This window comes from Massilia sp. Root133, from assembly GCF_001426525.1.
GTDB lineage: Bacteria > Pseudomonadota > Gammaproteobacteria > Burkholderiales > Burkholderiaceae_D > Telluria > Telluria orientalis.
The window spans coordinates 1-23,988 of sequence record NZ_LMEW01000036.1; the positions used below are offsets into that span (position 1 = coordinate 1).

Below are 23,988 nucleotides of genomic sequence, written 5' to 3' on the forward strand. Positions count from 1 at the left end.
ATGCATGCACCAGCTTTTTTCACCGGAAGCTAACAGCAACCCCGTCCACCTACAAGAAAAATATGTGGGGAAGGGTCAGGCTCTGACCCCGAATTGTCGAGGCGTTTGCTGCACCGCGGCTAAAAAAGAGGGGGCCAAGCAAAGGCTGGCGAAATACGCTATACTTGACTAAATCGATCAACTAATCAGGTTTTTCTCAACGTCCCGAGGGACGGATGAAAGCAGACGAGAGCCTGGGCGGTTGAAGAGAAGCAAGATTTTAACACTGTCTGGAAAACCAACCGGGGTTCTGATGCGTCTGACCACCAAAGGCCGTTTTGCTGTTACCGCGATGATCGACCTCGCCCTGCGCCAGGGCAATGGTCCGGTCACGCTGTCGGGCATCAGCCAGCGCCAGGCCATTTCGCTGTCGTACCTGGAGCAATTGTTCGGCAAGCTGCGCCGGCACGAGATCGTCGAGTCGGTGCGCGGCCCGGGCGGCGGCTACAGCCTCGCGCGCAGCGCCGACAAGGTGACCGTCGCGGACATCATCATCGCCGTCGACGAGCCGATCGATGCGACCCAGTGCGGCGGCAAGGAAAACTGTCACGGCGCCGATGCCGCCAGCGGCACCCGCTGCATGACCCACGAACTGTGGGCCACGCTGAACGCGAAGATGGTCGATTTCCTCGACTCGGTGACCTTGCAGGATCTCGTCGACCAGCAGAAGCAGAAAGAACAGAACGTCGTGGTGATGCATCGCCACGCGCCGTCGGACAATACTGAAGCTAAGCATATTGGAGTGAACTGATGAACGCGCCCTTGGACAAAAAAATCGAGCAGAGCTTCGTGACTGCGCCGCATTTCCCGATCTACATGGATTATTCGGCCACGACGCCGATCGATCCGCGCGTGGCGGACAAGATGATTCCGTACCTGCGCGAGCAGTTCGGCAATCCGGCGTCGCGCAGCCACGCTTACGGCTGGAGCGCCGAGGCGGCCGTCGAAGAGGCGCGCGCGCAAGTCGCAGCGCTCGTCGGCGCCGATCCGCGCGAGATCATCTGGACCTCGGGCGCGACCGAATCGAACAACCTCGCGATCAAGGGCGCGGCGCAGTTCTACAAGTCCAAGGGCAAGCACATCATCACGGTGAAGACCGAGCACAAGGCCGTGCTGGACACCGTCCGCGAACTGGAACGCCAGGGCTTCGAGGCAACTTACCTGGAGCCGCAGGACAATGGCCTGATCACGCTGGAGCAGCTGGAAGCGGCGATGCGTCCGGACACGATCCTCGTCTCCGTGATGCTCGTGAATAACGAGATCGGCGTGGTCCAGCCGATCAAGGAAATCGGCGAACTGTGCCGCAAGAAGGGCATCATCTTCCACAGCGACGCGGCGCAGGCCACCGGCAAGGTCGAGATCAACCTGGAAGAGCTGAAGGTCGACCTGATGAGCTTCAGCGCGCACAAGACCTACGGTCCGAAAGGCATCGGCGCCCTGTACGTGCGCCGCAAGCCGCGCGTGCGCCTGGAAGCGCAGATGCACGGTGGCGGCCACGAGCGCGGCCTGCGTTCGGGCACGCTGGCTCCGCACCAGATCGTCGGCATGGGCGAAGCGTTCCGCATCGCGCAGGAAGAGATGGACACCGAACTCGCGCGCATCAAGGCGCTGCGCGACCGCCTGGCCAAGGGCCTGCTGGAGATCGAAGAGGTCTACATCAACGGCGACATGGAACACCGCGTCCCGCACAACCTGAACGTGTCGTTCAACTTCGTCGAAGGCGAATCGCTGATCATGGCCGTCAAGGACATCGCCGTGTCGTCGGGTTCGGCCTGCACCTCGGCGTCGCTGGAACCGTCGTACGTGCTGCGCGCCCTGGGCCGCAGCGACGAGCTGGCGCACAGCTCGATCCGCTTCACCATCGGCCGCTTCACGACCGAGGAAGACATCGACTTCGCCATCAAGCTGCTGAAGGAAAAAGTCGGCAAGCTGCGCGAACTGTCGCCGCTGTGGGAAATGCACAAGGATGGCATTGACCTGAACTCGATCCAGTGGGCAGCCCACTAATTCACCGAACAGAACACCAAGGAGCACTACCATGGCATATTCCGACAAGGTCCTGGACCACTACGAAAACCCGCGCAACGTCGGCTCGTTCGACAAGAATTCCGACGACGTCGGCACCGGCATGGTCGGCGCACCGGCCTGCGGCGACGTGATGAAGCTGCAGATCAAGGTGAACGAAGCCGGCGTGATCGAAGACGCGAAATTCAAGACGTACGGCTGCGGTTCGGCGATCGCATCGAGCTCGCTCGTGACCGAATGGGTCAAGGGCAAGTCGCTGGACGAAGCCCTGTCCATCAAGAACACGCAGATCGCCGAAGAACTGGCGCTGCCGCCGGTGAAGATCCACTGCTCGATCCTGGCCGAAGACGCCATCAAGGCGGCCGTCGCCGACTACAAGCAGAAGCACGGCGCCGAAGAAAAAGCCGCATAAGCGGGTTTTCATAAAAAACACGTACCCTCACGGACCGCGAGAAACCGTAGCGAGCGACGCGCACCAGGTTGATCGCGGTCCCACCGAAGCTGGAGAATCAGATATGGCTGTGACCCTGACCGAAAAAGCCGCAAAGCACATCAACCGTTACCTCGAACGCCGGGGCAAGGGCGTGGGCCTGCGTTTCGGCGTGCGCACGACCGGCTGCTCCGGCCTGGCCTACAAGCTGGAATACGTCGACGAAGCCAGTGCCGAAGATACGGTCTTCGAATCGCATGGCGTGAAGGTCTTCGTCGATCCGAAGAGCCTGGCGTACATCGACGGCACCGAGCTCGATTTCGCCCGCGAAGGCCTGAACGAAGGCTTCCGCTTCAACAACCCGAACGTCAAGGACAATTGCGGTTGCGGCGAAAGCTTCCGCGTCTGACCGGGAGCGCCGGAACGTGCAAAACCATTTCGAGCTGTTCCAGCTGCCGGCCAGGTTCGACGTCGACATGGACGCGCTGGACGCGGCCTACCGCGAAGTCCAGGGCCGCGTCCATCCGGACCGCTTCGTGAACGCGAGCGACGCGGAAAAACGCGTCGCGATGCAATGGGCCACGCGTGCCAACGAGGCCTACCAGACCCTGCGCAACCCGATGCTGCGCGCGCGCTACCTGTGCGAGCTGAATGGCGTCGACCTGCAGACCGAGTCGAACACCGCGATGCCGATGGACTTCCTGATGGAGCAGATGGAGCTGCGCGAAGCGCTGTCCGACGCGCGCGACGCGAAGGATGCCGGCGCGCTCGACGAGCTCGATGCGCGCATCCGCGGCGAGCGCAAGCAGCGCCTGGCGCAGGTCGGCAAGCTGCTCGACGCCGGGGACTACCAGCAGGCGGCGCAGGGCGTGCGGGCGCTGATGTTCCTCGATAAATTCGGCGACGAATTGCATTACGCGTTCGAGGCATTAGAGTCGTAGGGTGGGCTCTCCGGGCCCACGCGTAACGCCAACATACGCGAACGTTACGCAACGCGCCGCGAACGTATCCAATAATAAAACCAGGTAACACGACCATGGCACTATTGCAGATCTCCGAACCCGGCATGTCGACCGCGCCGCACCAGCACCGGCTGGCGGTGGGCATCGACCTGGGCACCACCAATTCCCTCGTCGCGACCGTGCGCCATTCGATCCCGGAAGTGCTGACCGACGAGGACGGCCGCTCGCTGCTGCCGTCGATCGTGCGCTACCTCCCGAACGGCCACGCCAATATCGGCTACAAGGCCATGGCGGCCCGCACCACCGATCCGAAGAACACCGTCGTCTCCGTCAAGCGCTTCATGGGCCGCGGCCTGAAGGACATCGCGCACGTCGAGAACCTGCCGTATGACTTTGTCGATGGTGGCCGCGAAGGCGGTCACGGGATGGTCCAGCTGAAGACCGTGGCCGGCGTGAAGTCGCCGGTGGAGGTCTCCGCGCAGATCCTGGCCACGTTGCGCCAGACCGCGGAAGACGCGCTCGGCGACGAACTGGTCGGCGCCGTCATCACGGTACCGGCATACTTCGACGACGCGCAGCGCCAGGCGACGAAGGACGCGGCCCAGCTGGCCGGCCTGAACGTGCTGCGCCTGCTGTCCGAGCCGACGGCCGCCGCCATCGCGTATGGTCTCGACCACGGCAAGGAAGGCGTGTTCGCCGTGTACGATCTGGGCGGCGGCACGTTCGACATCTCGATCCTCAAGCTGTCGAAAGGCGTGTTCGAAGTGCTGTCCACGGGCGGCGATTCCGCGCTCGGCGGCGACGACTTCGACCAGCGCCTGTTCTGCTACATCACCCAGCAGGCCGGCCTCGCGCCGCTGTCCGACGTCGACACCGCCACGCTGATGGTCAAGGCGCGCCAGGCCAAGGAACTGCTGTCGACGAACGAAGAGACGACCGTCGAGGCGATCCTGAAATCGGGCGAAGTCGTGCAGGTGACGATCACCGCGAAGACCTTCGCCGAGATCACGCAGCCGCTCGTCGCGAAGACGATGAACGCCGTGCGCAAGGCGATGCGCGACGCGGACGTGTCCGTGGAAGACGTCGATGGCGTCGTGCTCGTCGGCGGCGCCACGCGCATGCCGCACATCCGCCGCGCCGTCGGCGACTTTTTCAAGACGATCCCGCACGCGAACATCGACCCGGACAAGGTCGTCGCGCTGGGCGCCGCCATCCAGGCGAACCTCCTCGCGGGCAACCGCGCGGCCGGCGACGACTGGCTGCTGCTGGACGTGATCCCGCTGTCGCTCGGCATCGAGACGATGGGCGGCCTGGTCGAGAAGATCATCCCGCGCAACTCGACGATCCCGTGCGCCCGCGCGCAGGAATTCACGACCTTCAAGGATGGCCAGACGGCGCTGGCCGTGCACGTGGTGCAGGGCGAGCGCGAGCTCGTGTCCGACTGCCGTTCGCTGGCGCGCTTCGAGCTGCGCGGCATTCCGCCGATGGCGGCCGGCGCGGCGCGCATCCGCGTCACGTACCAGGTCGACGCGGACGGGCTGCTGTCCGTGTCGGCGCGCGAGACGCGCTCCGGCGTGGAAGCGTCGATCACCGTGAAGCCGTCGTACGGCCTCGGCGACGACGAAGTCGCGCGCATGCTGCAGGACTCGTACAACTCGGCGCAAGTGGACATGGTCGCGCGCGCGCTGCGCGAAGAACAGGTCGAGGCCGAGCGCATCCTGCTGGCGACGCAGTCCGCGCTGGATGCCGACACCGAGCTGCTCGACGAAGAAGAGCAGGGCGCGATCGCGCGACTGATGCAGGGCGTGCGCGACGCGACGGCGCGCTCGAACGATACGTCCATCGACGCGGACTCGCGCCAGAACGTGCTGCACGACGCCGTGCAGGCACTGGCGCGCGGCACCGAGGAATTCGCCGCGCGGCGCATGGACAAGAGCGTGCGCAAGGTGTTGGCCGGCAAGGCGCTGGATCAGGTCTGATTTCCCGAGCGTTCGAAGACATAAACCAGCGTCGTTCCCGCGAAGGCGGGAACCCAAGTTCAGCAACGGAACTCGTATCGTTTGCGGAGTGGCCGAGCTATCGACTTCGGCAACAGAAATTGGGTCCCCGCCTCCGCGGGGACGACGGTTTTAGGGGTGCGGGCCATGGTCCGTATCCCGAAAATAAACAAACACAAGAGGTCAAGAAGTGCCACAAATCGTCATCCTCCCCCATCCCGTCTTCTGCCCCGAAGGCGCCGTGCTCGAAGGCCAGAGCGGCAAGTCGATCTGCGACACGCTACTCGAGAACGACATCGAGATCGAACACGCCTGCGACCGCGTGTGCGCATGCACGACGTGCCACGTGGTCGTGCGCGAAGGCTTCGATTCGCTGAACGAGCAGGAGGAAAAGGAAGAGGACATGCTCGACAAGGCCTGGGGCCTCGAGCCGAACTCGCGCCTGTCCTGCCAGGCCATCATCGCCGACGAAGACCTCGTCGTCGAGATCCCGAAGTACACGATCAACCACGCAGCCGAGAACCACTGATCACGACGGGGGACACATGAAGTGGACCGATGTCACGGCCATCGCCGAGGCCTTGTACGAACAGCACCCGGACGTCGATCCGGCCACCGTGCGCTTCGTCGACCTGCATAACTGGGTCGTCGCGCTGGACGGCTTCGACGACGACCGCACGCGCGGCGGCGAACGCGTATTGGAAGCCATCCAGGCAGCATGGATCGATGAAGCCCGCTAAAAAAGAAGCCCCGACAATTTATCAACTGGCCCCGGAAATCAAGCCGGGTCAGTCGATCGAACTGCTGAAGGAACTGCACATCCTCACGCGCGACGGCAAACTGAACCAGGACAGCCGCCGCAAACTGAAGCAGGTCTACCACCTCGTCCAGTTCATCGAGCCCTTGCTGAAGGATGTCGGGGAAAGTGCGACCGTGGTCGACCACGGCGCCGGCAAGTCCTACCTCGGCTTCATCCTGTACGACCTGTTCTTCAAGGGCAGGGAGAACGGCGGCCATATCTACGGCATCGAGACGCGCGAGGAACTCGTGCAGAAGTCGACGGAACTGGCGGCACGCCTGGGCTTTCCGGGCATGTCGTTCCTGAACCTGTCCGTCGCGGAGTCCACCGAGTCCGACAAGCTGCCGGCCACGATCGACGTGGTGACGGCGCTCCACGCCTGCAACACGGCGACGGACGATGCCATCGATTTCGCGCTGAAGAAGCACGCGAAGCATATCGTGCTGGTGCCGTGCTGCCAGGCCGAAGTCGCGTCCGTGCTGCGCAAGAATAAAGGCAAGGACCTGGGCCGCAGCGCGCTGACGGAAATCTGGCGCCACCCGATCCACACGCGCGAATTCGGCAGCCAGATCACGAACGTGCTGCGCTGCCTGCAGCTGGAGGCGCACGGCTACCAGGTCACCGTGACGGAGCTGGTGGGCTGGGAGCACTCGATGAAGAACGAGCTGATCGTCGCCACGTACAAGAACCTGCCGCGCCGCCGGCCGGCGGAGCGCCTGCAGCAGGTGCTGGCGGAAGTCGGCCTCGGGGAACTCTCTTCGCGTTTCTATACTGAGCCAACGACAAGCGAGCCAACGACATGAGCGACCACCACGACCGCTGGATCGACCTGCGCAGCGACACCGTCACCCAACCGTCCGCCGCGATGCGCGCCGCGATGGCCGCTGCAGCCGTCGGCGACGACGTCTACGCCGACGACCCCACCGTCAACCGCCTGCAGGACTTCGCGGCCGAACTGTTCGGCTTCGAAGCGGCCCTGTTCGCGCCGAGCGGCACGCAGACGAACCTCATCGCGCTGATGACGCATTGCGGCCGCGGCGACGAATACCTCGTCGGCCAGGAAGCGCACACTTACAAGTACGAAGGCGGCGGCGCCGCCGTGCTGGGCTCGATCCAGCCGCAGCCGATCGCCAACCAGCCGGACGGTTCGATCGCGGTCTCCGACATCGCCGCGTACATCAAGCCGGACGACATGCACTTCGCGCGCACCCGCGTGCTGGCGCTGGAAAACACGATCGGCGGCCGCGTGCTGCCGCGCGACTACCTGAAGGCGGCGACGGATTTCGCGCATGCGAAGGGCCTGGTCACGCACCTGGACGGCGCCCGTGTCTGCAACGCGGCCGTCAAGCAGGGCATCTCGCTGCGGGAGGCGGTGGCCGGTTTCGACACCGTGTCCGTGTGCCTGTCGAAGGGCCTCGGCGCGCCGGTCGGTTCCGTGCTGCTGGGCCCCAAAGCGTTCATCGAGCAGGGCAAGCGCTGGCGCAAGATGCTGGGCGGCGGCATGCGCCAGGCCGGCGTCATCGCGGCCGCGGCGCATTACGCGCTGGAGCATAACGTCGAGCGCCTCGCCGAGGACCATCAAAATGCGGCCGACCTGTCCGCCGGCCTCGCGCGCATCGAGCCGCTGAAGGTGACGACGCCGCAGACGAACATTTTCTATGTCGAGATCCCGGACGCCGCGTGCGCGCCTCTGCGCGAGGCGTTGAGCCGCCAGGGCATCCGCGCCTCGATCGGCCCGCATACGCGCCTCGTGACGCACCTGGACGTGACGGCCGCGGATGTGAAGACGACCATCGCCGCGTTCGAGGCGTTCTTCCGCGACTGGAAAGCACAATGAGTGACGAAGGAATCCGCCTCGCCAAGCGCGTGGCCGAAACGGTGCCGTGCTCGCGCGGCGAGGCCGAGCGCTATATCGCGGGCGGCTGGGTGACGGTCGATGACGTCGTCGTCGAAGACCCCGCGACGCGCGTGACCGCTGCGCAGACGGTGGCGCTGCTGCCGGGCGCCGAACCCGTCGAGCCGGCGCCGGTGACGATCGTGCTGCACAAGCCGGCCGGCATCGATGCGGCCGGGGCGCTCGCGCTGATCGCGCCCGAGACGCTGGCCGCATCGCCCAACGCACCGGGTTCGCGTTATCTGCGCCGGCATTTGTCGCGGCTGACGATAGTCACGCCGCTGGAACCGGAAGCGAGCGGCCTGCTCGTGCTGAGCCAGGACTGGCGCGTGACGCGCAAGCTGGTCGAAGACGGCGCGCGCGTCGAACAGGAATACGTGGCCGAGGTGACGGGCGCGATTCTGGAGGATGGTCTCGCGCGGTTGAACGCCAGCATGCGTGTGAAGGGCAGGGCGACCGTGCCGCTCAAGGCAAGCTGGCAAAGCGAGGCGCGGCTGCGCCTGGCCGGCAAGGACGTCCGGCCCGGGCAGGTCGAAGCGATGTGCGCCGAGGTCGGCTTGACCGTCAAGTCACTGCGCCGGCTGCGCATCGGACGCGTGGCGCTGGGCCAGCTGCCGGTTGGGCGCTGGCGGTATGTGCCCGAGACCGAACGGTTCTGATTTGCCAGAAAGGCAACCCCTCCTGTACACTGCGTCGCGCGCGCGTGCGCTACAGAGAGGATCAATGGATGAAGTTCGGTAAGCTGCTTCTGCCCGTGCTGTCGCTATGGACGGGCGTCGTCCTGGCCGCGGGCGTCGATCCGCTGACGGTCGACATCGACGCGCGCGACGCGCTGCGTTTCGCGAGTCTCATGAAGGATGGCGCCGTGCCGACGGCCGATGCGTTGCAGCGCGGCTATCTGGATGGGGCTGGGCCCGGCGTCAAGGTCTTCACGCCGGCGCCGCGGATCATCGACGCGCAGCGCCTGGCAAAGACGGTCGCCGCGCATCCCGACAGCTACCGCTACGCGATCCGCGAATGCCTGCCGCAGCTGCCGGCCCTGCGCAGCGACCTGCGCGCGATCTATCTCGCGTTTGCGGGCCTGGTGCCGGAACGCCCACTGCCCGCCATCGACGTCGTCTTCGGCGCCCGCACGTCGGGCGGCACGGCCAGCGGCGACAGGCAGGTGATCGGCCTCGAGGTGACCTGTCCGCCCGGAACCACGCCCGAGCAGTTCCGCACCACGATGCGCGGCTTCTTTGCGCACGAAACGGTCCACACCTGGCAGGACGGCGATACCCCGGTGAAACTGGCTGATTTCCTGCTGGGCCAGGCCTTGACGGAGGGCGTCGCCGATTATCTTGCGACACTGGTCACGGGTGCGATCCCGCGTCCGGAGCGCGACGCCTGGGCGCGGCCGCAGGAAGCCTCGCTGTGGCAGGCATTTCAGCGCGACCGCGAAGCCATCCGAGGCGGCGGCGATATCAACCGGCTGGTCGCAAGCCCTCGCTTCCGGCGCTGGTTCGCGAACTGCGGTTCCGCGCCCGAGGGCTGGCCTTGCGAGGCCGGCTACTGGATCGGCATGCGCATCGCCGAAGCGTACGTGGCGCGCGCGTCCGACAAGCGCGCCGCGATCCGTGAACTCATCGAATTGCGCGATCCCGGCGCGATCCTCAAGGCCAGCGGCTACGGCATGCAAGCCGGTCAGGCCACGTATCCGCCGTCGATCGTCAACGACGCCCCGTTGACATACCCCGCCTCGCTCCCTACGAGGTAAGCCACCAGCCCCGCGATCTCGGCATCCTGCCCCATCCGCCCCAGCGGGATCTGCGCGCGCAGGTAAGCGCGCACGGATTCGTCCGCGACGATCTCCGTCTCCGTCGGCCCCGGCTGCACATTGTTCACCGTGATGCCGCGCGGCCCGAGGTCGCGCGCGAGCCCGCGCGTGAGGCCGGCCACGGCCGCCTTGCTCATCGCGTACAACGCCACGCCCGGGCTGCCCGCGCGGTCCGCCACCATGCTGCCGATGTTGACGACACGCCCGCCTTCTCCCATGTGCGGCGCGGCCGCCTGCGTGGCGACGAACAGGGCGCGCACGTTGACGGCCGCGATGCGGTCGTAATCTTCCAGCGTCGTCTCGGCGAGGTCCTTGTGGACGAGGATGCCCGCGCTGTTGACGAGGATGTCGATGCGGCCGAACTGCGTCGCCACGCCCGCAATGGCCCGCTGCAGCGCCTGCGCGTCGGCGCTGTCCGCGCGCAGGGGCAGGGCGCGGCCGCCCGCGGCGTCGATGCTGGCGGCCAGCTGCAATGCGCGGTCGTGCGCGCTGACGTAGGTGAACGCGACGGTGGCGCCGTCTGCCGCGAGGCGGCGGACGATGGCGGCGCCGATGCCGCGCGAACCGCCGGTGACGAATGCGATCTTGCCGGTGAGGGAAGTCATGGTGAGCCTTTCTTGACTGATTGGTCCAAAATGGAGAATCGATTATACTTTCATTCTGGACTGACTAGTCAAGATAAAAACGATGGCAAGAACGAAGGTATTCGACCCGGCCGCGGCGCTCGATGCGGCGGTGCGGGTGTTCTGGGAGCAGGGGTACGAGGCGACGTCCACGGACGACCTGGTGCGCGCGATGGGCATCGGCCGCCAGAGCATGTACGACACGTTCGGCGACAAGAAGCAGCTCTATCTCGCCGCGTTCACGCACTACACGGACACGGGCGGCGCGGCGCTGCAGCACCGTCTTGGGGCCGGACAGTCGCCACTGGGTGCATTGGAAGCGTTCCTGCGCGAGATCGCCGGTGCGGACGCGGCCCTGCGCGCGCGCGGCTGCCTCAGCGTCAACGCCATCGCGGAATTCGGGCAGGCCGACGCCGGCGTGCAGGCGCTCGTCGAGCGCTCGCAACGGGTCACGGAAGACATCTTCGCGCAGGTCCTCGTGCGTGCGCGCCGGGCGGGCGAACTGGCGCCCGGCCTCGATCCGGCGTCCGCGGCGCATTTCGTCCACACGGCCATCCGCGGCATGCGCATCAGCGCGAAGGCGGGCGCCGGCGCCGCGCAACTCGGCGCGACGGTGGACTTCGTCATGGCCGCATTGAAGGCGCGCGCGGCGCCCGTCGCGGAAGTCTGAGCGTCAGCCTTCCGTCCTGGCGGCCGCGTCGATCAGGTTGTCGCGCAATTGCACGATGGCCTTCTGCAGCTGCGGGAATTCTTCCGGGCCCAGGCCGGACGCGGCGACCGTCTGCTTGCCGAATCCCAGTCCCTTCTCGCGCAGCGCGCGGCCCGCGTCCGTGAGCGAGATGCGGACGTTGCGCTCGTCTTCCTTGTCGCGCTCGCGGCGCACATAGCCCATCGCTTCCAGCCGCTTGAGCATCGGCGTCACCGTGCTCGGTTCGAGGAACAGCTTTTCGCTCAAGGCCTTGACGGTCAGCTGGTCCTGCTCCCACAGCGCGATGATCGCCAGGTATTGCGGATAGGTGAGGCCCAGCGCGTCCAGCACGGGCTTGTACACGCGCGAATACGCCAGATTGGTCGAGTAGATGGCAAAGCACATGAAGTCCGCCATGCGGGCGGCTTTGGCGCGGGTGTCGTTATCGGCAGGCATGATCATCCATAAAATTATCGCGATAACGATTATCGTACTTGAAATTCCGGAATCGTGCAGGTCACGGCAGGGTCAGCCGCGCCTCCAGCCCGCCCTCCGGCCGGTTGTGCAAGGTGAGCGTCCCGCCGAGACTCCCCGCCAGCTGGCGCGCGATGGCCAGCCCGAGCCCCGTGCCGCCCGTGTCGCGGTTGCGCGATGCCTCCAGCCGGAAGAACGGTTCGAACACGGCTTCCAGCTGCCCGGCGGGGATGCCGGGACCGTTGTCCAGCACGCGGATGAGCACTGCGCCCTGGCGGTCGCGCCCGGCGACGATGTCGGCCCCGCCACCGTAGCGCAACGCATTGTCGACGAGGTTGCCGACGATCCGCCGCAGCGCTTTCGGGCGCGTGTGCACCGGTGCGCCGATGCGGCCGTCGAGGTTCACGGCGCTGCCCGCGTCGCGGTAGTCCAGCACGAGGCTGTCGAGCTGGGCGTCGAGGTCGATGGCGCGCGCCGGCTCGCGTTCGCCGTGCATCGCGCGCGCGTAGCCGATGCCGTCCTTGACCAGGCCTTGCAGCTCTTCCAGGTCGGCGCGCAGGCGCGGCTGCTGGGCTTCGTCGTCCATCATGTCCACGCGCAGGCGCATGCGGGTGATCGGCGTTTGCAGGTCGTGCGAGATGGCGGCCAGGATGCGCACGCGCTCGTCGACGTACGCGGCGATGCGCTTCTGCATGGCGTTGAACGCGCGCGCCGAGCGCAGCACTTCGGACGGGCCGCGTTCCGGCAGCTCGACGGGGCGCAGGTCCGGCCCGAGCGCATCGGCTGCCTCGGCCAGCACGCGCAGCGGACGCACGGCCTGGCGCACCGCGAACCAGCAGCACGCGGCGAGGATCGCCAGCTGCGCCGCGAGCATGTACGGCAGCCATGGCGATAGCGGCACGCCGCGCATCGGCTGCACGTCGATGGTCAAGGGAGAGCCGTCCGTCAGGCGCAGGTGGACCTGCATGCGGCCCTCGTTGCCGAGGCCGTTCACGGACAGCGGATAGCTGCGGCCGATGCCTTGTTCGATCGAGTGCGCGATCTGCGCCGACAGCTTCTCGTCCGGCATCGCGCCTACCGTTTCGCCCGGCCCGAGGATGAAGCGGTAGCTGCGCCGCGCGAGCCGTGGCAGCCAGGCCGGGCGCTCGGCCGCCGGCAGCAGGTCGAGCAGGGCGACCGAGCTCGCGACCTCGCGTTCCACATATCCCATCATCAGGTTCGTCGTCGCCTGGTCGCGTTCCGTGAACGTGAGCGCGACGGACAGGCCCTGCGCCGCTGCGAGGCCCGCGCACAAGATCAATGCGAGGCGCGCATACAGGCTGCGCGGCCACCAGTTGCTGTTCATGTCGACCGGCCTTCCAGGATCGTCACCTCGGCCGAGAACACATAGCCCTCGTTGCGCAGGGTCTTGATGTAGCGGGGTTCGCGCGCGCCGTCGCCCAGGCGCTGGCGCAGGCGGCTCACGAGCAGGTCGATCGAGCGGTCGAAGAATTCCGCGTCGTTGCCGTGCGTGAGGCCCATCAGCTGGTCGCGCGACAGCACGCGCTGCGGGTGGTCGAGGAACACGCGCAGCAGGCGATACTCGGCGCCGCTCATCGCGACCTCGACGCCGTTGTCGTCGAGCAGGTGGCGGCCGACCGTGTCGAGGCGCCAGTCGCCGAACGCGATCAGTTTCGCGGCCTCCGTCACCTGCAAATTCGGCGGCAGCATGCGCGTGCGGCGCAGGACGGCGCGAATGCGGGCCAGCAGTTCGCGCACGGCGAACGGCTTCGGCACGTAGTCGTCGGCGCCGAGTTCCAGGCCGACGACGCGGTCCGTCTCGTCGTCGCGCGCCGTCAGCATCACGATCGGGATCGCGCGGTGCTTCCCCGCGCGCAGTTCGCGGCACAAGGTGAGGCCGTCCTCGCCGGGCATCATGATGTCGAGCAGGACCAGGTCGGGCGTCGCGTGCATCAGCGCGTTTCTCATCTCGCGGCCGTTGGCAGCCAGCGTGACGCGCAGGCCCTGCTTTTCCAGATAGGCGCCGACCAGTTCGCGGATGCCGCGGTCATCGTCGACGACCAGGACGTGATCGGACTCGTTCATGGGTTCTCCTTCGTTGGTTGCAGGGCTACTGTAGCGCGACGTCGCGGCGTCATTATGTCCGAATGTGTCGGGCGCTGGACAGGACACATGGCCTGACAAAAATGGGAGGTTGCGGACACATCGCGTACACACCGCAGGTGTCCAATGGCGTCTCACACAACAAGGAGGCTCTCATGACCAACCCGATCGAATCCCCGCTGGCCCTGCTGGCCGGCCTGGCCACGGTGGCGTCGCCGTGCGTGCTGCCCGTGCTGCCGTTTTTACTCGGCGCGACCGTGGAACAGTCGAGCCGCCGCCGTCCGCTCTTGATCGTGGCCGGCTTCGTGCTGTCGTTTTCCGCGTTCGCGCTGGCGCTGGGCGCCGTGTCGAGCGCGGCGCAGCTAGCGCAGGAGACGCTGCGGAATATCGCGATCCTGCTGCTGGGCGTATCGGGCCTGTTGCGGATCTGGTCGCGGCCGTGGGACCTCCTCGTCGACACCGTCCGCCCGCTATGGGCGAAGCTGCGCGGCACCGATGCGGTGCCGCAGCAGAGCGGCGCGTTCGTGCTGGGCCTGTCATTGGGCGCCGTGTGGACGCCGTGCGCGGGGCCCGTCCTCGCCTCGATCCTCGCCCTCGTCGTGCGGGCGCACGATCCCGGTAGAGCCGTGCAGCTCGTCGGCCTGTATGCGCTCGGTGCCGCGCTGCCGATGCTGGCGCTGATCCACGGCGGCCAGGCCATCGTCCAGCGGGTGCGCGGCGTGGCCCGTCATGCGGTGGCCCTGCAGCGCGCGTTCGGCGTCCTCGTGCTGGCCAGCGCGGCCGCGATCTGGTTCCAGATCGACACGCAGATCGCCGCGCATATCCCGTCCATCTTCCCAACCCTGTAAGGAGTTCACCATGAAAATCCGTTCCCTCATCGCCGCCGCCGCCTTCGTCGCCACCGGCGCAAGCCTGAGTGCAAGCGCCGCACCCGCACCGGAATTCGCGGGCATCGACAACTGGATCAACAGCGCGCCTTTGAGCATGCAGCAGCTGCGCGGCAAGGTGGTGCTCGTGGACTTCTGGACCTACGACTGCATCAACTGCCAGCATGTGCTGCCGTATGTGAAAGGCTGGCACCAGAAGTACAAGGACCAGGGGCTGGTCGTCGTCGGCGTGCACACGCCGGAATACGGCTTCGAGCGCAACCTGAACAACCTCAAGACGGCCGTGCAGCGCAACGGGATTACCTTCCCGGTCGCGCAGGACAACCGGTATGCCACCTGGAGCGCGTACAACAACCAGTTCTGGCCGGCGTTCTACCTCGTCGACAAGAAGGGCGAAGTCGTTTACACGCACTTCGGCGAAGGGGATTATGCGCAGACCGAGGCGACGATCCGCAAGCTGCTGGCGCAGCAGTGAGTTACGCCGCTTCGGCGGGGGCACCGGCCTTCACCGGCTTCGGCAGCTGCACCAGGCGCGTGCCGGCCAGGCGGTCGTGCAGGAACTGGCGGTCGCGGTCGAACAAGGCCGTGAGACCCCACGCCAGCACGCCCACTGCGACGGCCGTGCCGATCTGGGCCTTGTCCTTCAGGCCCAGTGCCGTGCAGGCGAGGAGGGCGGGCAGGAACCAGCCCCAGGCCAGCAGGTAGCGCACGATGGCCATGCGCAGCGGCAGGCGCGCGCCGCCGGTCGTGACGACCTGCATGCGCCACGTCTTCATCGCGAGGGTGTGGCCGCTGTTGGTCCAGCCCCAGGTGAAATACGCGCCGGTGACGACGAACAGCCAGACTTTCATCGCGTACTGGAACACGGGCGCGTGATTGTTGCGCGTGACGATGAGGAACAGCGCGACCGCCAGCATCTCCACCGCCAGCAACAGGAAGGTCTCGTAGACCATCGCGGTCAGGCGGCGCTTTATGGTCGGAGTCATGCTCGGGGTGTCGTGCACGGTGATCCTGTCTAGGCGTTGTTCGGCGTGATGCCCCAGTTGGCCGGGACCTGCTTTTCCGGCTCCGGTGCGGGCTGGGGATTGGCGGGCGGCTGCGCCGGTGCGGGCTGCACCGGCGCCGGAGGCGGCGGCGGCGTCACGCACGGCGGGGCGGCCGAGACGGTGTTCTTGATCATGCCGGCCGGGCACGACGTCGCGCCCTGGCCCAGCGGTGCGACGACCTTGCCGTTGGCCTGGGATGGCACGACGCGGGGCGTCTTGCGGGCCGTGGCCGAGGCGGCCAGTTTCTTCTTCTGGTCTTCCGGCAGTTGCAGGTAGCTTTCCCACGTGGCGTTCTTTTGCTCGGGGGCGATCTTGCGGGTGCGCGTATAGGTTTCGCGTGCCAGTTCGCGCTGCTCGGGCGTCAGCTTGGCCCATGCGCGCATGCGTTCGTGAACGCGCTGCTGCTCTTCCGGTTTCAGCGTGGCGAAGCGGTTCGCGAGCTGCAGCCATTTCTGCTTGCGCACGCCATCCATCTGGTCCCATTCGGCCTGCAGCGGCTGCAGGGCCACCTGCTGGGCCGGCGTCAGGCTGCGCCACAGGGACTTGTCGCCGCCCTTGTGGCTGCCGGTGGCCGGTTTGGCGGGCTGCGTCGAGGCGGTGGTGGCGTCGGCCGCATCGCGCGCGGTCGGGCCGGATGCGGGAAGGAAGCCGCCTTGCTGGTGGAGGGTCAGTGCGGCCGCGCCAACGAGCACGACGGCGGCGGCGGCGCCGGCAACCTTGAGCTTGTTAGCCGTCATCCTTTACTGGGCTCGCTGCGGCTGTTGTTGTGCTTGCTGCTGTTGCGCCAGGTAAGCGTTGAAACCGTGGTCGGTGTAGGCGGTCAGGGGCAGGTCGTCGGACAGCACGGCCGCATCCAGCTCGGCCAGCTCGGCCGCACGCTGCTCGCGTTCGTACTGGTACACGCCGACCATGCCGGCCGCCATCAGCAGCAGCGGCGCGACGACGGCGGCACGCGCCACCCACTGCATCGAGAACAGCGCGCCCAGGTCGAACGACGCACGCTGCTGGTTGGCGCGTACTGGCGCAGCGGTAGCATGTGCTCGTTTTCGTGCGAGCGCGGCCGCGCGCGCGGCGGCCAGGCGGTCGGTCGTCGAGGCCGGCAGGTTGTCGAGGTTCTCGTTCAGGGCATGGCGGATCTTGTACGCCAGGTTGATGTCGTCGGTGTTCATAATTTAATTCCCTTGGCCTCCAGGGCTTTTTGCAGGGAATGCGTAGCGCGAGAGCAATGCGTCTTTACACTGCCCTCGGAGCATCCCATCGCTTGGGCCGTCTCGGCCACATCCATGTCCTGCCAGTAACGCATGAGGAACGCTTCCCGTTGACGCGCCGGGAGCTTTTGTATCTCTTCCTCGATCAGGCGCAGGGTTTCCGCACGTTCGACCTGATCCGCGCTCGACTCCGCGGCGGACGTTCCTTCTTCGGCCTCGTAAGATGCCAGTATATCAAAATCCTCGTCGTCGTCGTCGCGGCGGCCGAGGCCTCCGAAGAGGCTGATCCAGGTATTCCTGACCTTTTCGCGGCGGAAGTAATCGAGGATGGTGTTCTGCAGGATGCGCTGGAAAAGCATCGGCAATTCGGCCAGGGGCTTGTCGCCGTATTTCTCCGCGAGCTTGATCATGGCGTCCTGAACGATGTCGAGCGCTGCCTCGTCCTTGCGGACCGCGTACGCCGCCTGCTTGAAGGCGCGCCGCTCGACACTCTCGAGGAAGTCGTTGAGTTCTTTATCAGTGGCCATGCGATAAGTGGTGGGCGCCACCGGTACGTTGCCTGTGGCTTTTCGGAAAACTTTCGAATGCTAGCAAAATTTACGGATGACCGCACCCGAAACCGGCAGGGTCGCGTGTGCGGTCTTCCCTTATTGACTCTAGAATGGTCGGATTAACATTGTTCAGGAGATAGACGTGATGCGCATCCTCGGCAAGGCAAGCTCGATCAACGTCCGCAAGGTCTTGTGGACTGCCAGCGAACTCGGCATCGCGTTCGAACGTGAAGACTGGGGCAGCGGCTTCCGCTCCACGCAGGAACCGGAATTCCTCGCGCTGAATCCGAACGCGATGGTGCCGGTGCTGGTCGATGGCGACGTCGTGCTGTGGGAGTCGAACACGATCAGCCGCTACCTGGCCGCACGCTACGGCGACGGACGCCTGCTGCCCGCCGATGCGCTGGCCCGCGCGAAGGTCGAGCAGTGGATGGACTGGCAGGCGACGGAGTTGAACAATGCGTGGCGCTACGCGTTCATGGGCCTGCTGCGCAACAGTCCTGCGCACCAGGATCCGGTCCAGATCGCCGCGAGCATCGCCGGCTGGAATCGCCAGATGGGCCTGCTCGAGCGGCACCTGGAAACGGCAGGCGACTACGTGGCGGGCGGGGCGTTTTCGCTGGCCGACATCGTGCTCGGCCTGTCCGCGCACCGCTGGCGCAAGACGCCGATGGACGCGCGTCCCGGCTATCCTGCCATCGCGGCCTGGATGGCGCGGCTTGAGGTACGACCCGCCGCCCGCGCGTGGTTGCCGGACAATATTGTGTGAAAGCGCGCTTGAAAAAATAATTATTTATCTTGACCAGAATGGTGCAACGCAGTAAGGTATGGAACGCTTTGCACCCCCGAAGCTTATTGTCAAGCCAGCTTGTCACACAACGTCAACCTGGGCATGACGCGCTTTCACAATGTAGGCAGTTTGCTCCAACCCGTGCCACAAGCGCGAGAGATTCGCATTCCGCTACAGTAACTCAAGCTGAACGAGTTGCGTCCAGCGCCGGTTCGTAAGGATCCTACGGCATCCTGAAAGATCGACGTGACCGCAGAGAGAAGGGAAGCATGAGCACTGTTGCGTGACACGTATCTCGTCAGGGACGAGCATCCGATCAATCTCCCTATGGGTTTTGAAAGGAAACGTATCATGAGTAACGACGCAGCAGCTCCCATCACGGGCGCTGAGATCGTAGTCCGTTGCCTGGCGGAAGAGGGCGTGAAGCACGTCTTCGGTTACCCCGGCGGTGCGGTTCTCTACATCTACGACGCCATCTTCAAGCAGGACAAATTCCAGCACATCCTGGTACGCCACGAGCAGGCAGCCGTGCACGCGGCCGACGCGTATTCGCGCAGCTCGAATGAAGTGGGCGTATGCCTGGTCACGTCCGGTCCGGGCGTCACCAATGCCGTCACCGGCCTCTCCACCGCATACATGGATTCGATTCCGATGGTCGTGATTTCCGGCCAGGTTCCGACCAATGCGATCGGCCAGGACGCATTCCAGGAATGCGACACCGTGGGCATCACGCGCCCGGTGGTGAAACACAATTTCCTCGTCAAGGACGTCAAAGACCTTGCCGATACCATCAAGAAGGCCTTCTATATCGCACGCACCGGCCGTCCGGGTCCGGTCCTCGTCGATATCCCGAAGGACGTGAGCATGCAGAAGGCGACGTACTCGTACCCGAAAGAGGTCGAGATGCGTTCCTACCGCCCCGTCGACAAGGGCCACGCCGGCCAGATTCGCAAGGCAGTGCAGCTGCTGCTGGCGGCCGAGCGTCCGATGATCTACACGGGCGGCGGCGTCATCCTCGCCAATGCATCGAACGAACTGAACAAGCTGGTCGACAAGCTCGGCTTCCCGGTCACGAACACGCTGATGGGCCTGGGCGCCTACCGCGCCACCGACAGGAAATTCGTCGGCATGCCGGGCATGCACGGCACCTACGAAGCGAACATGGCGATGCAGCACTGCGACGTCCTGATCGCCATCGGCGCCCGCTTCGACGACCGCGTGATCGGCAACCCGAAGCACTTCGCGTCGAACCCGCGCAAGATCATCCACATCGACATCGACCCGTCGTCGATCTCGAAGCGCGTGAAAGTGGACATCCCCATCGTCGGCAACGTCAAGGACGTGCTGGTCGAACTGCTGTCGCAGCTGGATGCCGCCGAGCAGCGTCCGAACCCGGCCGTGCAGAAGTGGTGGCAGCAGATCGAAGACTGGCGCGGCCGCGAGTGCCTGCGCTATGCGACCTCGGATGAGCTGATCAAGCCGCAGTCCGTCGTCGAAAAAGTCTGGGAAGTCACCGGCGGCGACGCGTTCATCACGTCGGACGTGGGCCAGCACCAGATGTGGGCCGCGCAATACTACCCGTTCGACAAGCCGCGCCGCTGGATCAATTCCGGTGGCCTGGGCACGATGGGCGTGGGCCTGCCGTACGCGATGGGCGTGCAGATGGCGAATCCGGGCGCGACCGTGGCCTGCATCACGGGCGAGGGTTCGATCCAGATGAACATCCAGGAACTCGCGACCTGCAAGCAGTATCACCTGACGCCGAAGATCATCCTCCTGAACAACCGCTTCCTGGGCATGGTGCGCCAGTGGCAGGAACTCGACTACGGTTCGCGTTACTCCGAGTCGTACATGGATTCCCTGCCGGACTTCGAGAAGCTGGCCGAAGCGTATGGCCACGTCGGCATGCGCATCGAGAAGCCGGGCGACGTCGACGGCGCGCTGCGCGAAGCGTTCGCCATGAAGGACCGCCTGGTGTTCATGAACTTCATTACCGACCGTAGCGAAAACGTCTGGCCGATGGTCAAGACGGGCAAAGGCTTGTCGGAAATGCTGCTCGGATCGGAGGACCTGTAATGCGACACATCATCTCCGTCCTGCTGGAAAACGAAGCCGGCGCGCTGTCGCGCGTGGTGGGCCTGTTCTCGGCACGCGGCTACAACATCGAGACGCTGACCGTGGCGCCGACCGAAGACGCTACCCTGTCGCGCATGACCATCGTGACGACGGGTTCGGACGACATCATCGAGCAGATCACCAAGCACCTGAACCGCCTCATCGAGGTGGTGAAGGTGGTCGACCTGACCGAAGGCCAGCACATCGAGCGCGAGCTCATGCTGATCAAGGTGAGGGCAGTCGGCAAGGAGCGCGAAGAAATGAAGCGCACCGCCGACATCTTCCGCGGCCGCATCATCGACGTGACGGAAAAAACGTACACGATCGAACTGACGGGCGCGAAGACGAAGCTGGACGCCTTCATCGACGCCATCGACCGCGCCTCGATCCTCGAAACCGTCCGCACGGGCGGGTCCGGCATCGGCCGCGGCGAGCGCATCCTCAAGGTTTGACGCTGGCGATTCATTCGGTGGGCCCTGCGTCCACCAAACAAAATAACGACACACGAAAAGTACAGGATTAAAAATGAAAGTTTTCTACGACAAAGACTGCGACCTCTCCCTCATCAAAGGCAAGAATGTCGCCATCATCGGCTACGGCTCGCAAGGCCACGCACACGCCCAGAACCTGACGGAATCGGGCGTCAACGTCACCGTCGGCCTGCGCCGCGGCGGCGCCTCGTGGGGCAAGGTCGAACAGGCCGGCATCAAGGTCGCTGAAGTCAACGAGGCAGTGAAAGCCGCCGACGTCGTCATGATCCTGCTGCCGGACGAGAACATCGCCGACGTGTACAAGAACAACGTCGAACCGAACATCAAGCAGGGCGCCGTGCTGGCGTTCGCGCACGGCTTCAACGTGCACTACGGCCAGGTCGTGCCGCGCGCCGACCTCGACGTCATCATGGTCGCACCGAAGGCCCCGGGCCACACCGTGCGCGGCACCTACCGCCAGGGTGGCGGCGTGCCGCACCTGGTCGCCGTCTACCAGGACAAGTCCGGCGCAGCCCGCGACATCGCCCTGTCGTACGCGATGGCCAACGGCGGCGGCAAGGCCGGCATCATCGAAACCAACTTCCGTGAAGAAACCGAAACCGACCTGTTCGGCGAACAGGCCGTGCTGTGCGGCGGCGCCGTCGAGCTGATCAAGGCCGGCTTCGAGACGCTGGTGGAAGCCGGCTACGCTCCGGAAATGGCTTACTTCGAGTGCCTGCACGAGCTGAAGCTGATCGTCGACCTGATCTACGAAGGCGGCATCGCCAACATGAACTACTCGATCTCGAACAACGCGGAATACGGCGAATACGTCACCGGCCCGCGCGTCGTGACCGAAGACACCAAGAACGCGATGCGCGCCGTGCTGAAGGACATCCAGACCGGCGAATACGCCAAGTCGTTCATCCTGGAAAACAAGGCCGGCGCCCCGACCCTGATCTCGCGTCGTCGCCTGAACGCCGAGCACCAGATCGAGACGGTCGGCGCACAGCTGCGCGCGATGATGCCGTGGATCGCCAAGAACAAGCTGGTCGACCAGTCGAAGAACTGATCAAGTCGTTAGCTGTTGTACCGTCGCCCCTGCGCAGGCAGGGGGCCAATGTAGCGTTGTCGAAACGCTGAACTTGGGCCCCCGCCTCCGCGGGGGCGGCGTTTTTGCACTGCTTTGCAATCAATTGCAACTTTCCATTACATAAACTCGACTTTTACGTCAAACCGGTTATCGTTCTCCTGCCGCGGCAACAGCCGCGCATGCAATCAAGGAGAACAACAATGTCCATCAAAAAACTCGTCCTGTTGACCGCGCTGGCGTCCGCGTTGTCCGCGCAAGCCCAGTCCGCGCCCGCCACGAGCGGCACCTTGGTCATCGTGCCCGCGTTCGGTGAAGTGAAACATGCCAACGACGAGGCGACCGTCACCTTCGCCGTCGAGGAGCAGGACAAGGATCGCGCGGCAGCCACGGCCCGCGCCAACCAGAAGATGAAGCAGGGCACCGAGATCGTACGCCGCGAAGATCCGCAGGCGGAACTGAAAACGGTCGGCTATTACACCTATCCCGTCTATCCGGAAGTGCCGGACGGCCCGCGTCCGCTGGCGAATCCTGCCGCGCGCCGCGTCCCGATCGGCTGGCGCGTCGGGCAATATCTTGAAGTGAAAACGCGCAACTTGCAGGCGCTGCCGAAGACGGCCGCCGCCGCGCAGAAAGTCGTCAACCTGAACGGCATCGATTATCACCTGAGCCCGGAGCTGCAGAAACGCCTGGACGACGAGCGCATTGCCGCCACCTACCGCAACCTGAACGAGCGCATCGCCTCCATCGCGCGCGCGATGGGCCGCAACGTGAACGACGCCGTCATCGACACGGTCGATTTCGAAGGCAGCGGCAATTACGCGGGCGGCCAGGCCGAGGCCGCGGCACCGCAGATGATGCGCATGTCGGCCAAGCGCGCCGACATGGCCGAGATGCCGGAACCCAGCTTCGAGCCGGGCGAGACGACCTTGCAGATGCGCCTGGTCGGCAAGGTGAAATTCCGCTGAAGGTAGCCGTTCGCTAACACGGGGGGCGGACCTTATAATGGCGGGGTCCGCGCCTCCTCGGTGCATTGTTGAGAAAAAGAAACCTATGCCGACACTACCCCGACGCCGCAAACCCGGCGCCATCAAGGCGCCCCGCTTCGCCCGCTTCAGCCGCGTCCGCAAGACGGACGCCGCCGCGTCGCGCCCGCGCCGGGGTATCTACCTGCTGCCGAACGCCTTCACGACGGCCGCGCTGTTCGGCGGCTTCTACGCGATCGTGATGGCGATGAACCAGCGCTTCGACCACGCCTGCTGGGCCGTGTTCATCGCGATGGTGCTGGACAGCCTGGACGGCCGCGTCGCCCGCCTGACGAACACGCAATCGGAGTTCGGCGCGCAGTACGACAGCCTGTCCGACATGGTCTCGTTCGGCGCCGCGCCGGCCCTCGTCATCTACGAATGGTCGCTGCGCGGCCTGGGCAAGCTGGGCTGGATCGCCGCGTTCGTCTACTGCGCCGGCGCCGCGCTGCGCCTGGCCCGCTTCAACACGAATATCGAGGTCGTCGACAAGCGCTTCTTCCAAGGCTTGCCGAGCCCGGCCGCTGCTGCGTTGGTCGTCGGCTTCGTGATGATGATGACGGACCCGGACATCAACGTCAGCGCGCGCAAGGTCGACTGGATCTCGTGGGGCATCACGCTGTTCGCGGGCCTGACGATGGTGACCAATGTCCCGTTCTACAGCTTCAAGGACGTCAATTTCCGCAAGTCGGTGCCGTTCATCGTCGTGTTCCTGATCGCGCTCGCGCTGGCGCTGCTGGCGATCGATCCGCCCAAGGTGCTGTGGCCGCTGTTCGTCCTGTATGGCCTGTCGGGCTATGCCGTGTATCTGTACCGGCTCGCGAAGGGCAAGCCCGTCAGCATCGTCCAGACGGACGAAGAGGCGCTGGATCCGAGCGAGCGGCGCTGAGGCCGCCCCACGAAAAACGCCCCGGAGGGCGTCATGCGAAGCGGGACCGTGCGCGGTCCCGTTGTCA

Annotated in this window: 29 protein-coding genes; 21 read left to right on the forward strand and 8 right to left on the reverse strand. The window is 65.4% G+C overall.

The window, feature by feature from the left end; genetic code table 11:
- Window positions 1-292 precede the first annotated feature (292 nt).
- From iscR to ASD28_RS29210, 12 genes are all read left to right on the forward strand, one after another.
- Entirely contained in the window at window positions 293-790 is a 498-nt protein-coding gene (gene iscR / locus ASD28_RS29155; RefSeq protein ID WP_056136955.1) for a Fe-S cluster assembly transcriptional regulator IscR, read from the forward strand.
- Complete coding sequence (locus ASD28_RS29160; RefSeq protein WP_056136957.1) at window positions 790-2,046, forward strand: IscS subfamily cysteine desulfurase; 1,257 nt, start codon at window positions 790-792, stop codon at window positions 2,044-2,046. The genes iscR and ASD28_RS29160 overlap by 1 nt, the downstream gene beginning before the upstream one ends.
- Before the next feature lie 31 nt (window positions 2,047-2,077).
- A complete protein-coding gene (iscU, locus tag ASD28_RS29165) occupies window positions 2,078-2,476 on the forward strand; it encodes a Fe-S cluster assembly scaffold IscU (RefSeq protein WP_056136959.1) in 399 nt (132 codons plus the stop codon).
- 103 nt (window positions 2,477-2,579) lie between these two features.
- On the forward strand, window positions 2,580-2,903 hold the full coding sequence (iscA, locus tag ASD28_RS29170; protein ID WP_056136961.1) for an iron-sulfur cluster assembly protein IscA: 324 nt from the start codon (window positions 2,580-2,582) through the stop codon (window positions 2,901-2,903).
- Window positions 2,904-2,919: 16 nt separating this feature from the next.
- Complete coding sequence (gene hscB / locus ASD28_RS29175; RefSeq protein WP_056136963.1) at window positions 2,920-3,435, forward strand: Fe-S protein assembly co-chaperone HscB; 516 nt, start codon at window positions 2,920-2,922, stop codon at window positions 3,433-3,435.
- Window positions 3,436-3,530: 95 nt separating this feature from the next.
- Window positions 3,531-5,435: a Fe-S protein assembly chaperone HscA gene (hscA, locus tag ASD28_RS29180; RefSeq protein ID WP_056136965.1), complete on the forward strand. Its 1,905-nt coding sequence runs from the start codon at window positions 3,531-3,533 to the stop codon at window positions 5,433-5,435.
- 208 nt (window positions 5,436-5,643) lie between these two features.
- On the forward strand, window positions 5,644-5,982 hold the full coding sequence (gene fdx / locus ASD28_RS29185; protein WP_056136967.1) for an ISC system 2Fe-2S type ferredoxin: 339 nt from the start codon (window positions 5,644-5,646) through the stop codon (window positions 5,980-5,982).
- Window positions 5,983-5,998: 16 nt separating this feature from the next.
- A complete protein-coding gene (iscX, locus tag ASD28_RS29190; RefSeq protein WP_036230754.1) occupies window positions 5,999-6,193 on the forward strand; it encodes a Fe-S cluster assembly protein IscX in 195 nt (64 codons plus the stop codon).
- Complete coding sequence (locus ASD28_RS29195) at window positions 6,180-7,055, forward strand: SAM-dependent methyltransferase (protein ID WP_056136969.1); 876 nt, start codon at window positions 6,180-6,182, stop codon at window positions 7,053-7,055. The genes iscX and ASD28_RS29195 overlap by 14 nt, the downstream gene beginning before the upstream one ends.
- Window positions 7,052-8,089 carry a low-specificity L-threonine aldolase gene (gene ltaE, locus ASD28_RS29200; protein ID WP_056136971.1) on the forward strand — a complete coding sequence of 346 codons (1,038 nt, stop codon included), beginning with the start codon at window positions 7,052-7,054 and terminating at the stop codon, window positions 8,087-8,089. The genes ASD28_RS29195 and ltaE overlap by 4 nt, the downstream gene beginning before the upstream one ends.
- On the forward strand, window positions 8,086-8,805 hold the full coding sequence (locus ASD28_RS29205; protein WP_056136973.1) for a S4 domain-containing protein: 720 nt from the start codon (window positions 8,086-8,088) through the stop codon (window positions 8,803-8,805). The genes ltaE and ASD28_RS29205 overlap by 4 nt, the downstream gene beginning before the upstream one ends.
- Before the next feature lie 68 nt (window positions 8,806-8,873).
- The gene (locus ASD28_RS29210) at window positions 8,874-9,902 is read left to right on the forward strand and encodes a hypothetical protein (protein ID WP_056136975.1); all 1,029 of its coding nucleotides are present in this window, start codon (window positions 8,874-8,876) and stop codon (window positions 9,900-9,902) included.
- On the opposite strand, the gene ASD28_RS29215 is transcribed toward ASD28_RS29210, so the two are convergent.
- The gene (locus ASD28_RS29215) at window positions 9,830-10,567 is read right to left on the reverse strand and encodes a 3-oxoacyl-ACP reductase family protein (protein ID WP_056136977.1); all 738 of its coding nucleotides are present in this window, start codon (window positions 10,565-10,567) and stop codon (window positions 9,830-9,832) included. The genes ASD28_RS29210 and ASD28_RS29215 overlap by 73 nt on opposite strands.
- An 82-nt stretch (window positions 10,568-10,649) precedes the next feature.
- Between ASD28_RS29215 and ASD28_RS29220 the strand changes: the two genes are divergently transcribed.
- Complete coding sequence (locus ASD28_RS29220) at window positions 10,650-11,255, forward strand: TetR/AcrR family transcriptional regulator (protein WP_056136979.1); 606 nt, start codon at window positions 10,650-10,652, stop codon at window positions 11,253-11,255.
- Window positions 11,256-11,258: 3 nt separating this feature from the next.
- On the opposite strand, the gene ASD28_RS29225 is transcribed toward ASD28_RS29220, so the two are convergent.
- The 3 genes from ASD28_RS29225 to ASD28_RS29235 form a co-directional block, all read right to left on the reverse strand.
- On the reverse strand, window positions 11,259-11,729 hold the full coding sequence (locus ASD28_RS29225) for a MarR family winged helix-turn-helix transcriptional regulator (protein WP_082577689.1): 471 nt from the start codon (window positions 11,727-11,729) through the stop codon (window positions 11,259-11,261).
- A 61-nt stretch (window positions 11,730-11,790) separates the two neighbouring features.
- Complete coding sequence (locus tag ASD28_RS29230) at window positions 11,791-13,092, reverse strand: ATP-binding protein (RefSeq protein WP_056136982.1); 1,302 nt, start codon at window positions 13,090-13,092, stop codon at window positions 11,791-11,793.
- On the reverse strand, window positions 13,089-13,832 hold the full coding sequence (locus ASD28_RS29235; RefSeq protein WP_056136984.1) for a response regulator: 744 nt from the start codon (window positions 13,830-13,832) through the stop codon (window positions 13,089-13,091). The genes ASD28_RS29230 and ASD28_RS29235 overlap by 4 nt, the downstream gene beginning before the upstream one ends.
- Window positions 13,833-14,005: 173 nt before the next feature.
- Between ASD28_RS29235 and ASD28_RS29240 the strand changes: the two genes are divergently transcribed.
- Together ASD28_RS29240 and ASD28_RS29245 are read left to right on the forward strand one after the other, a co-directional pair.
- Window positions 14,006-14,698 carry a cytochrome c biogenesis CcdA family protein gene (locus ASD28_RS29240; RefSeq protein WP_056136985.1) on the forward strand — a complete coding sequence of 231 codons (693 nt, stop codon included), beginning with the start codon at window positions 14,006-14,008 and terminating at the stop codon, window positions 14,696-14,698.
- Window positions 14,699-14,708: 10 nt separating this feature from the next.
- The gene (locus tag ASD28_RS29245) at window positions 14,709-15,212 is read left to right on the forward strand and encodes a thioredoxin family protein (RefSeq protein ID WP_056136987.1); all 504 of its coding nucleotides are present in this window, start codon (window positions 14,709-14,711) and stop codon (window positions 15,210-15,212) included.
- Between the two features lies 1 nt (window position 15,213).
- Here ASD28_RS29245 and ASD28_RS29250 read toward each other — a convergent pair whose 3' ends face one another.
- The 4 genes from ASD28_RS29250 to ASD28_RS29265 are packed head-to-tail and all read right to left on the reverse strand — an operon-like array spanning window position 15,214 to window position 17,518.
- Entirely contained in the window at window positions 15,214-15,723 is a 510-nt protein-coding gene (locus ASD28_RS29250; protein WP_082577661.1) for an RDD family protein, read from the reverse strand.
- A 29-nt stretch (window positions 15,724-15,752) separates the two neighbouring features.
- On the reverse strand, window positions 15,753-16,520 hold the full coding sequence (locus ASD28_RS29255) for a DUF3106 domain-containing protein (RefSeq protein WP_056136988.1): 768 nt from the start codon (window positions 16,518-16,520) through the stop codon (window positions 15,753-15,755).
- A 3-nt stretch (window positions 16,521-16,523) separates the two neighbouring features.
- Window positions 16,524-16,952 carry a DUF3619 family protein gene (locus ASD28_RS29260; protein ID WP_056136990.1) on the reverse strand — a complete coding sequence of 143 codons (429 nt, stop codon included), beginning with the start codon at window positions 16,950-16,952 and terminating at the stop codon, window positions 16,524-16,526.
- Window positions 16,949-17,518 (reverse strand): RNA polymerase sigma factor, encoded by a 570-nt coding sequence (locus tag ASD28_RS29265; RefSeq protein WP_056136992.1) that lies wholly within the window; start codon window positions 17,516-17,518, stop codon window positions 16,949-16,951. Before ASD28_RS29265 ends, ASD28_RS29260 begins: the two co-directional genes overlap by 4 nt.
- A gap of 166 nt (window positions 17,519-17,684) precedes the next feature.
- On the opposite strand from ASD28_RS29265, the gene ASD28_RS29270 reads away from it, so the two are divergent.
- From ASD28_RS29270 to pssA, 6 genes are all read left to right on the forward strand, one after another.
- Window positions 17,685-18,311, forward strand: coding sequence for a glutathione S-transferase family protein (locus ASD28_RS29270; RefSeq protein WP_056136994.1), 627 nt, complete (start codon window positions 17,685-17,687; stop codon window positions 18,309-18,311).
- Between the two features lie 372 nt (window positions 18,312-18,683).
- Entirely contained in the window at window positions 18,684-20,408 is a 1,725-nt protein-coding gene (locus tag ASD28_RS29275) for an acetolactate synthase 3 catalytic subunit (RefSeq protein WP_056136995.1), read from the forward strand.
- Window positions 20,408-20,899 (forward strand): acetolactate synthase small subunit, encoded by a 492-nt coding sequence (gene ilvN / locus ASD28_RS29280; RefSeq protein WP_056136997.1) that lies wholly within the window; start codon window positions 20,408-20,410, stop codon window positions 20,897-20,899. The genes ASD28_RS29275 and ilvN overlap by 1 nt, the downstream gene beginning before the upstream one ends.
- Before the next feature lie 73 nt (window positions 20,900-20,972).
- On the forward strand, window positions 20,973-21,989 hold the full coding sequence (gene ilvC / locus ASD28_RS29285) for a ketol-acid reductoisomerase (RefSeq protein ID WP_056136998.1): 1,017 nt from the start codon (window positions 20,973-20,975) through the stop codon (window positions 21,987-21,989).
- A 221-nt stretch (window positions 21,990-22,210) separates the two neighbouring features.
- Window positions 22,211-22,975, forward strand: a complete 765-nt coding sequence (locus ASD28_RS29290) for an SIMPL domain-containing protein (RefSeq protein ID WP_056137000.1) — start codon at window positions 22,211-22,213, stop codon at window positions 22,973-22,975.
- An 85-nt stretch (window positions 22,976-23,060) separates the two neighbouring features.
- Window positions 23,061-23,921, forward strand: a complete 861-nt coding sequence (pssA, locus tag ASD28_RS29295; RefSeq protein WP_056137002.1) for a CDP-diacylglycerol--serine O-phosphatidyltransferase — start codon at window positions 23,061-23,063, stop codon at window positions 23,919-23,921.
- Window positions 23,922-23,988 lie beyond the last annotated feature (67 nt).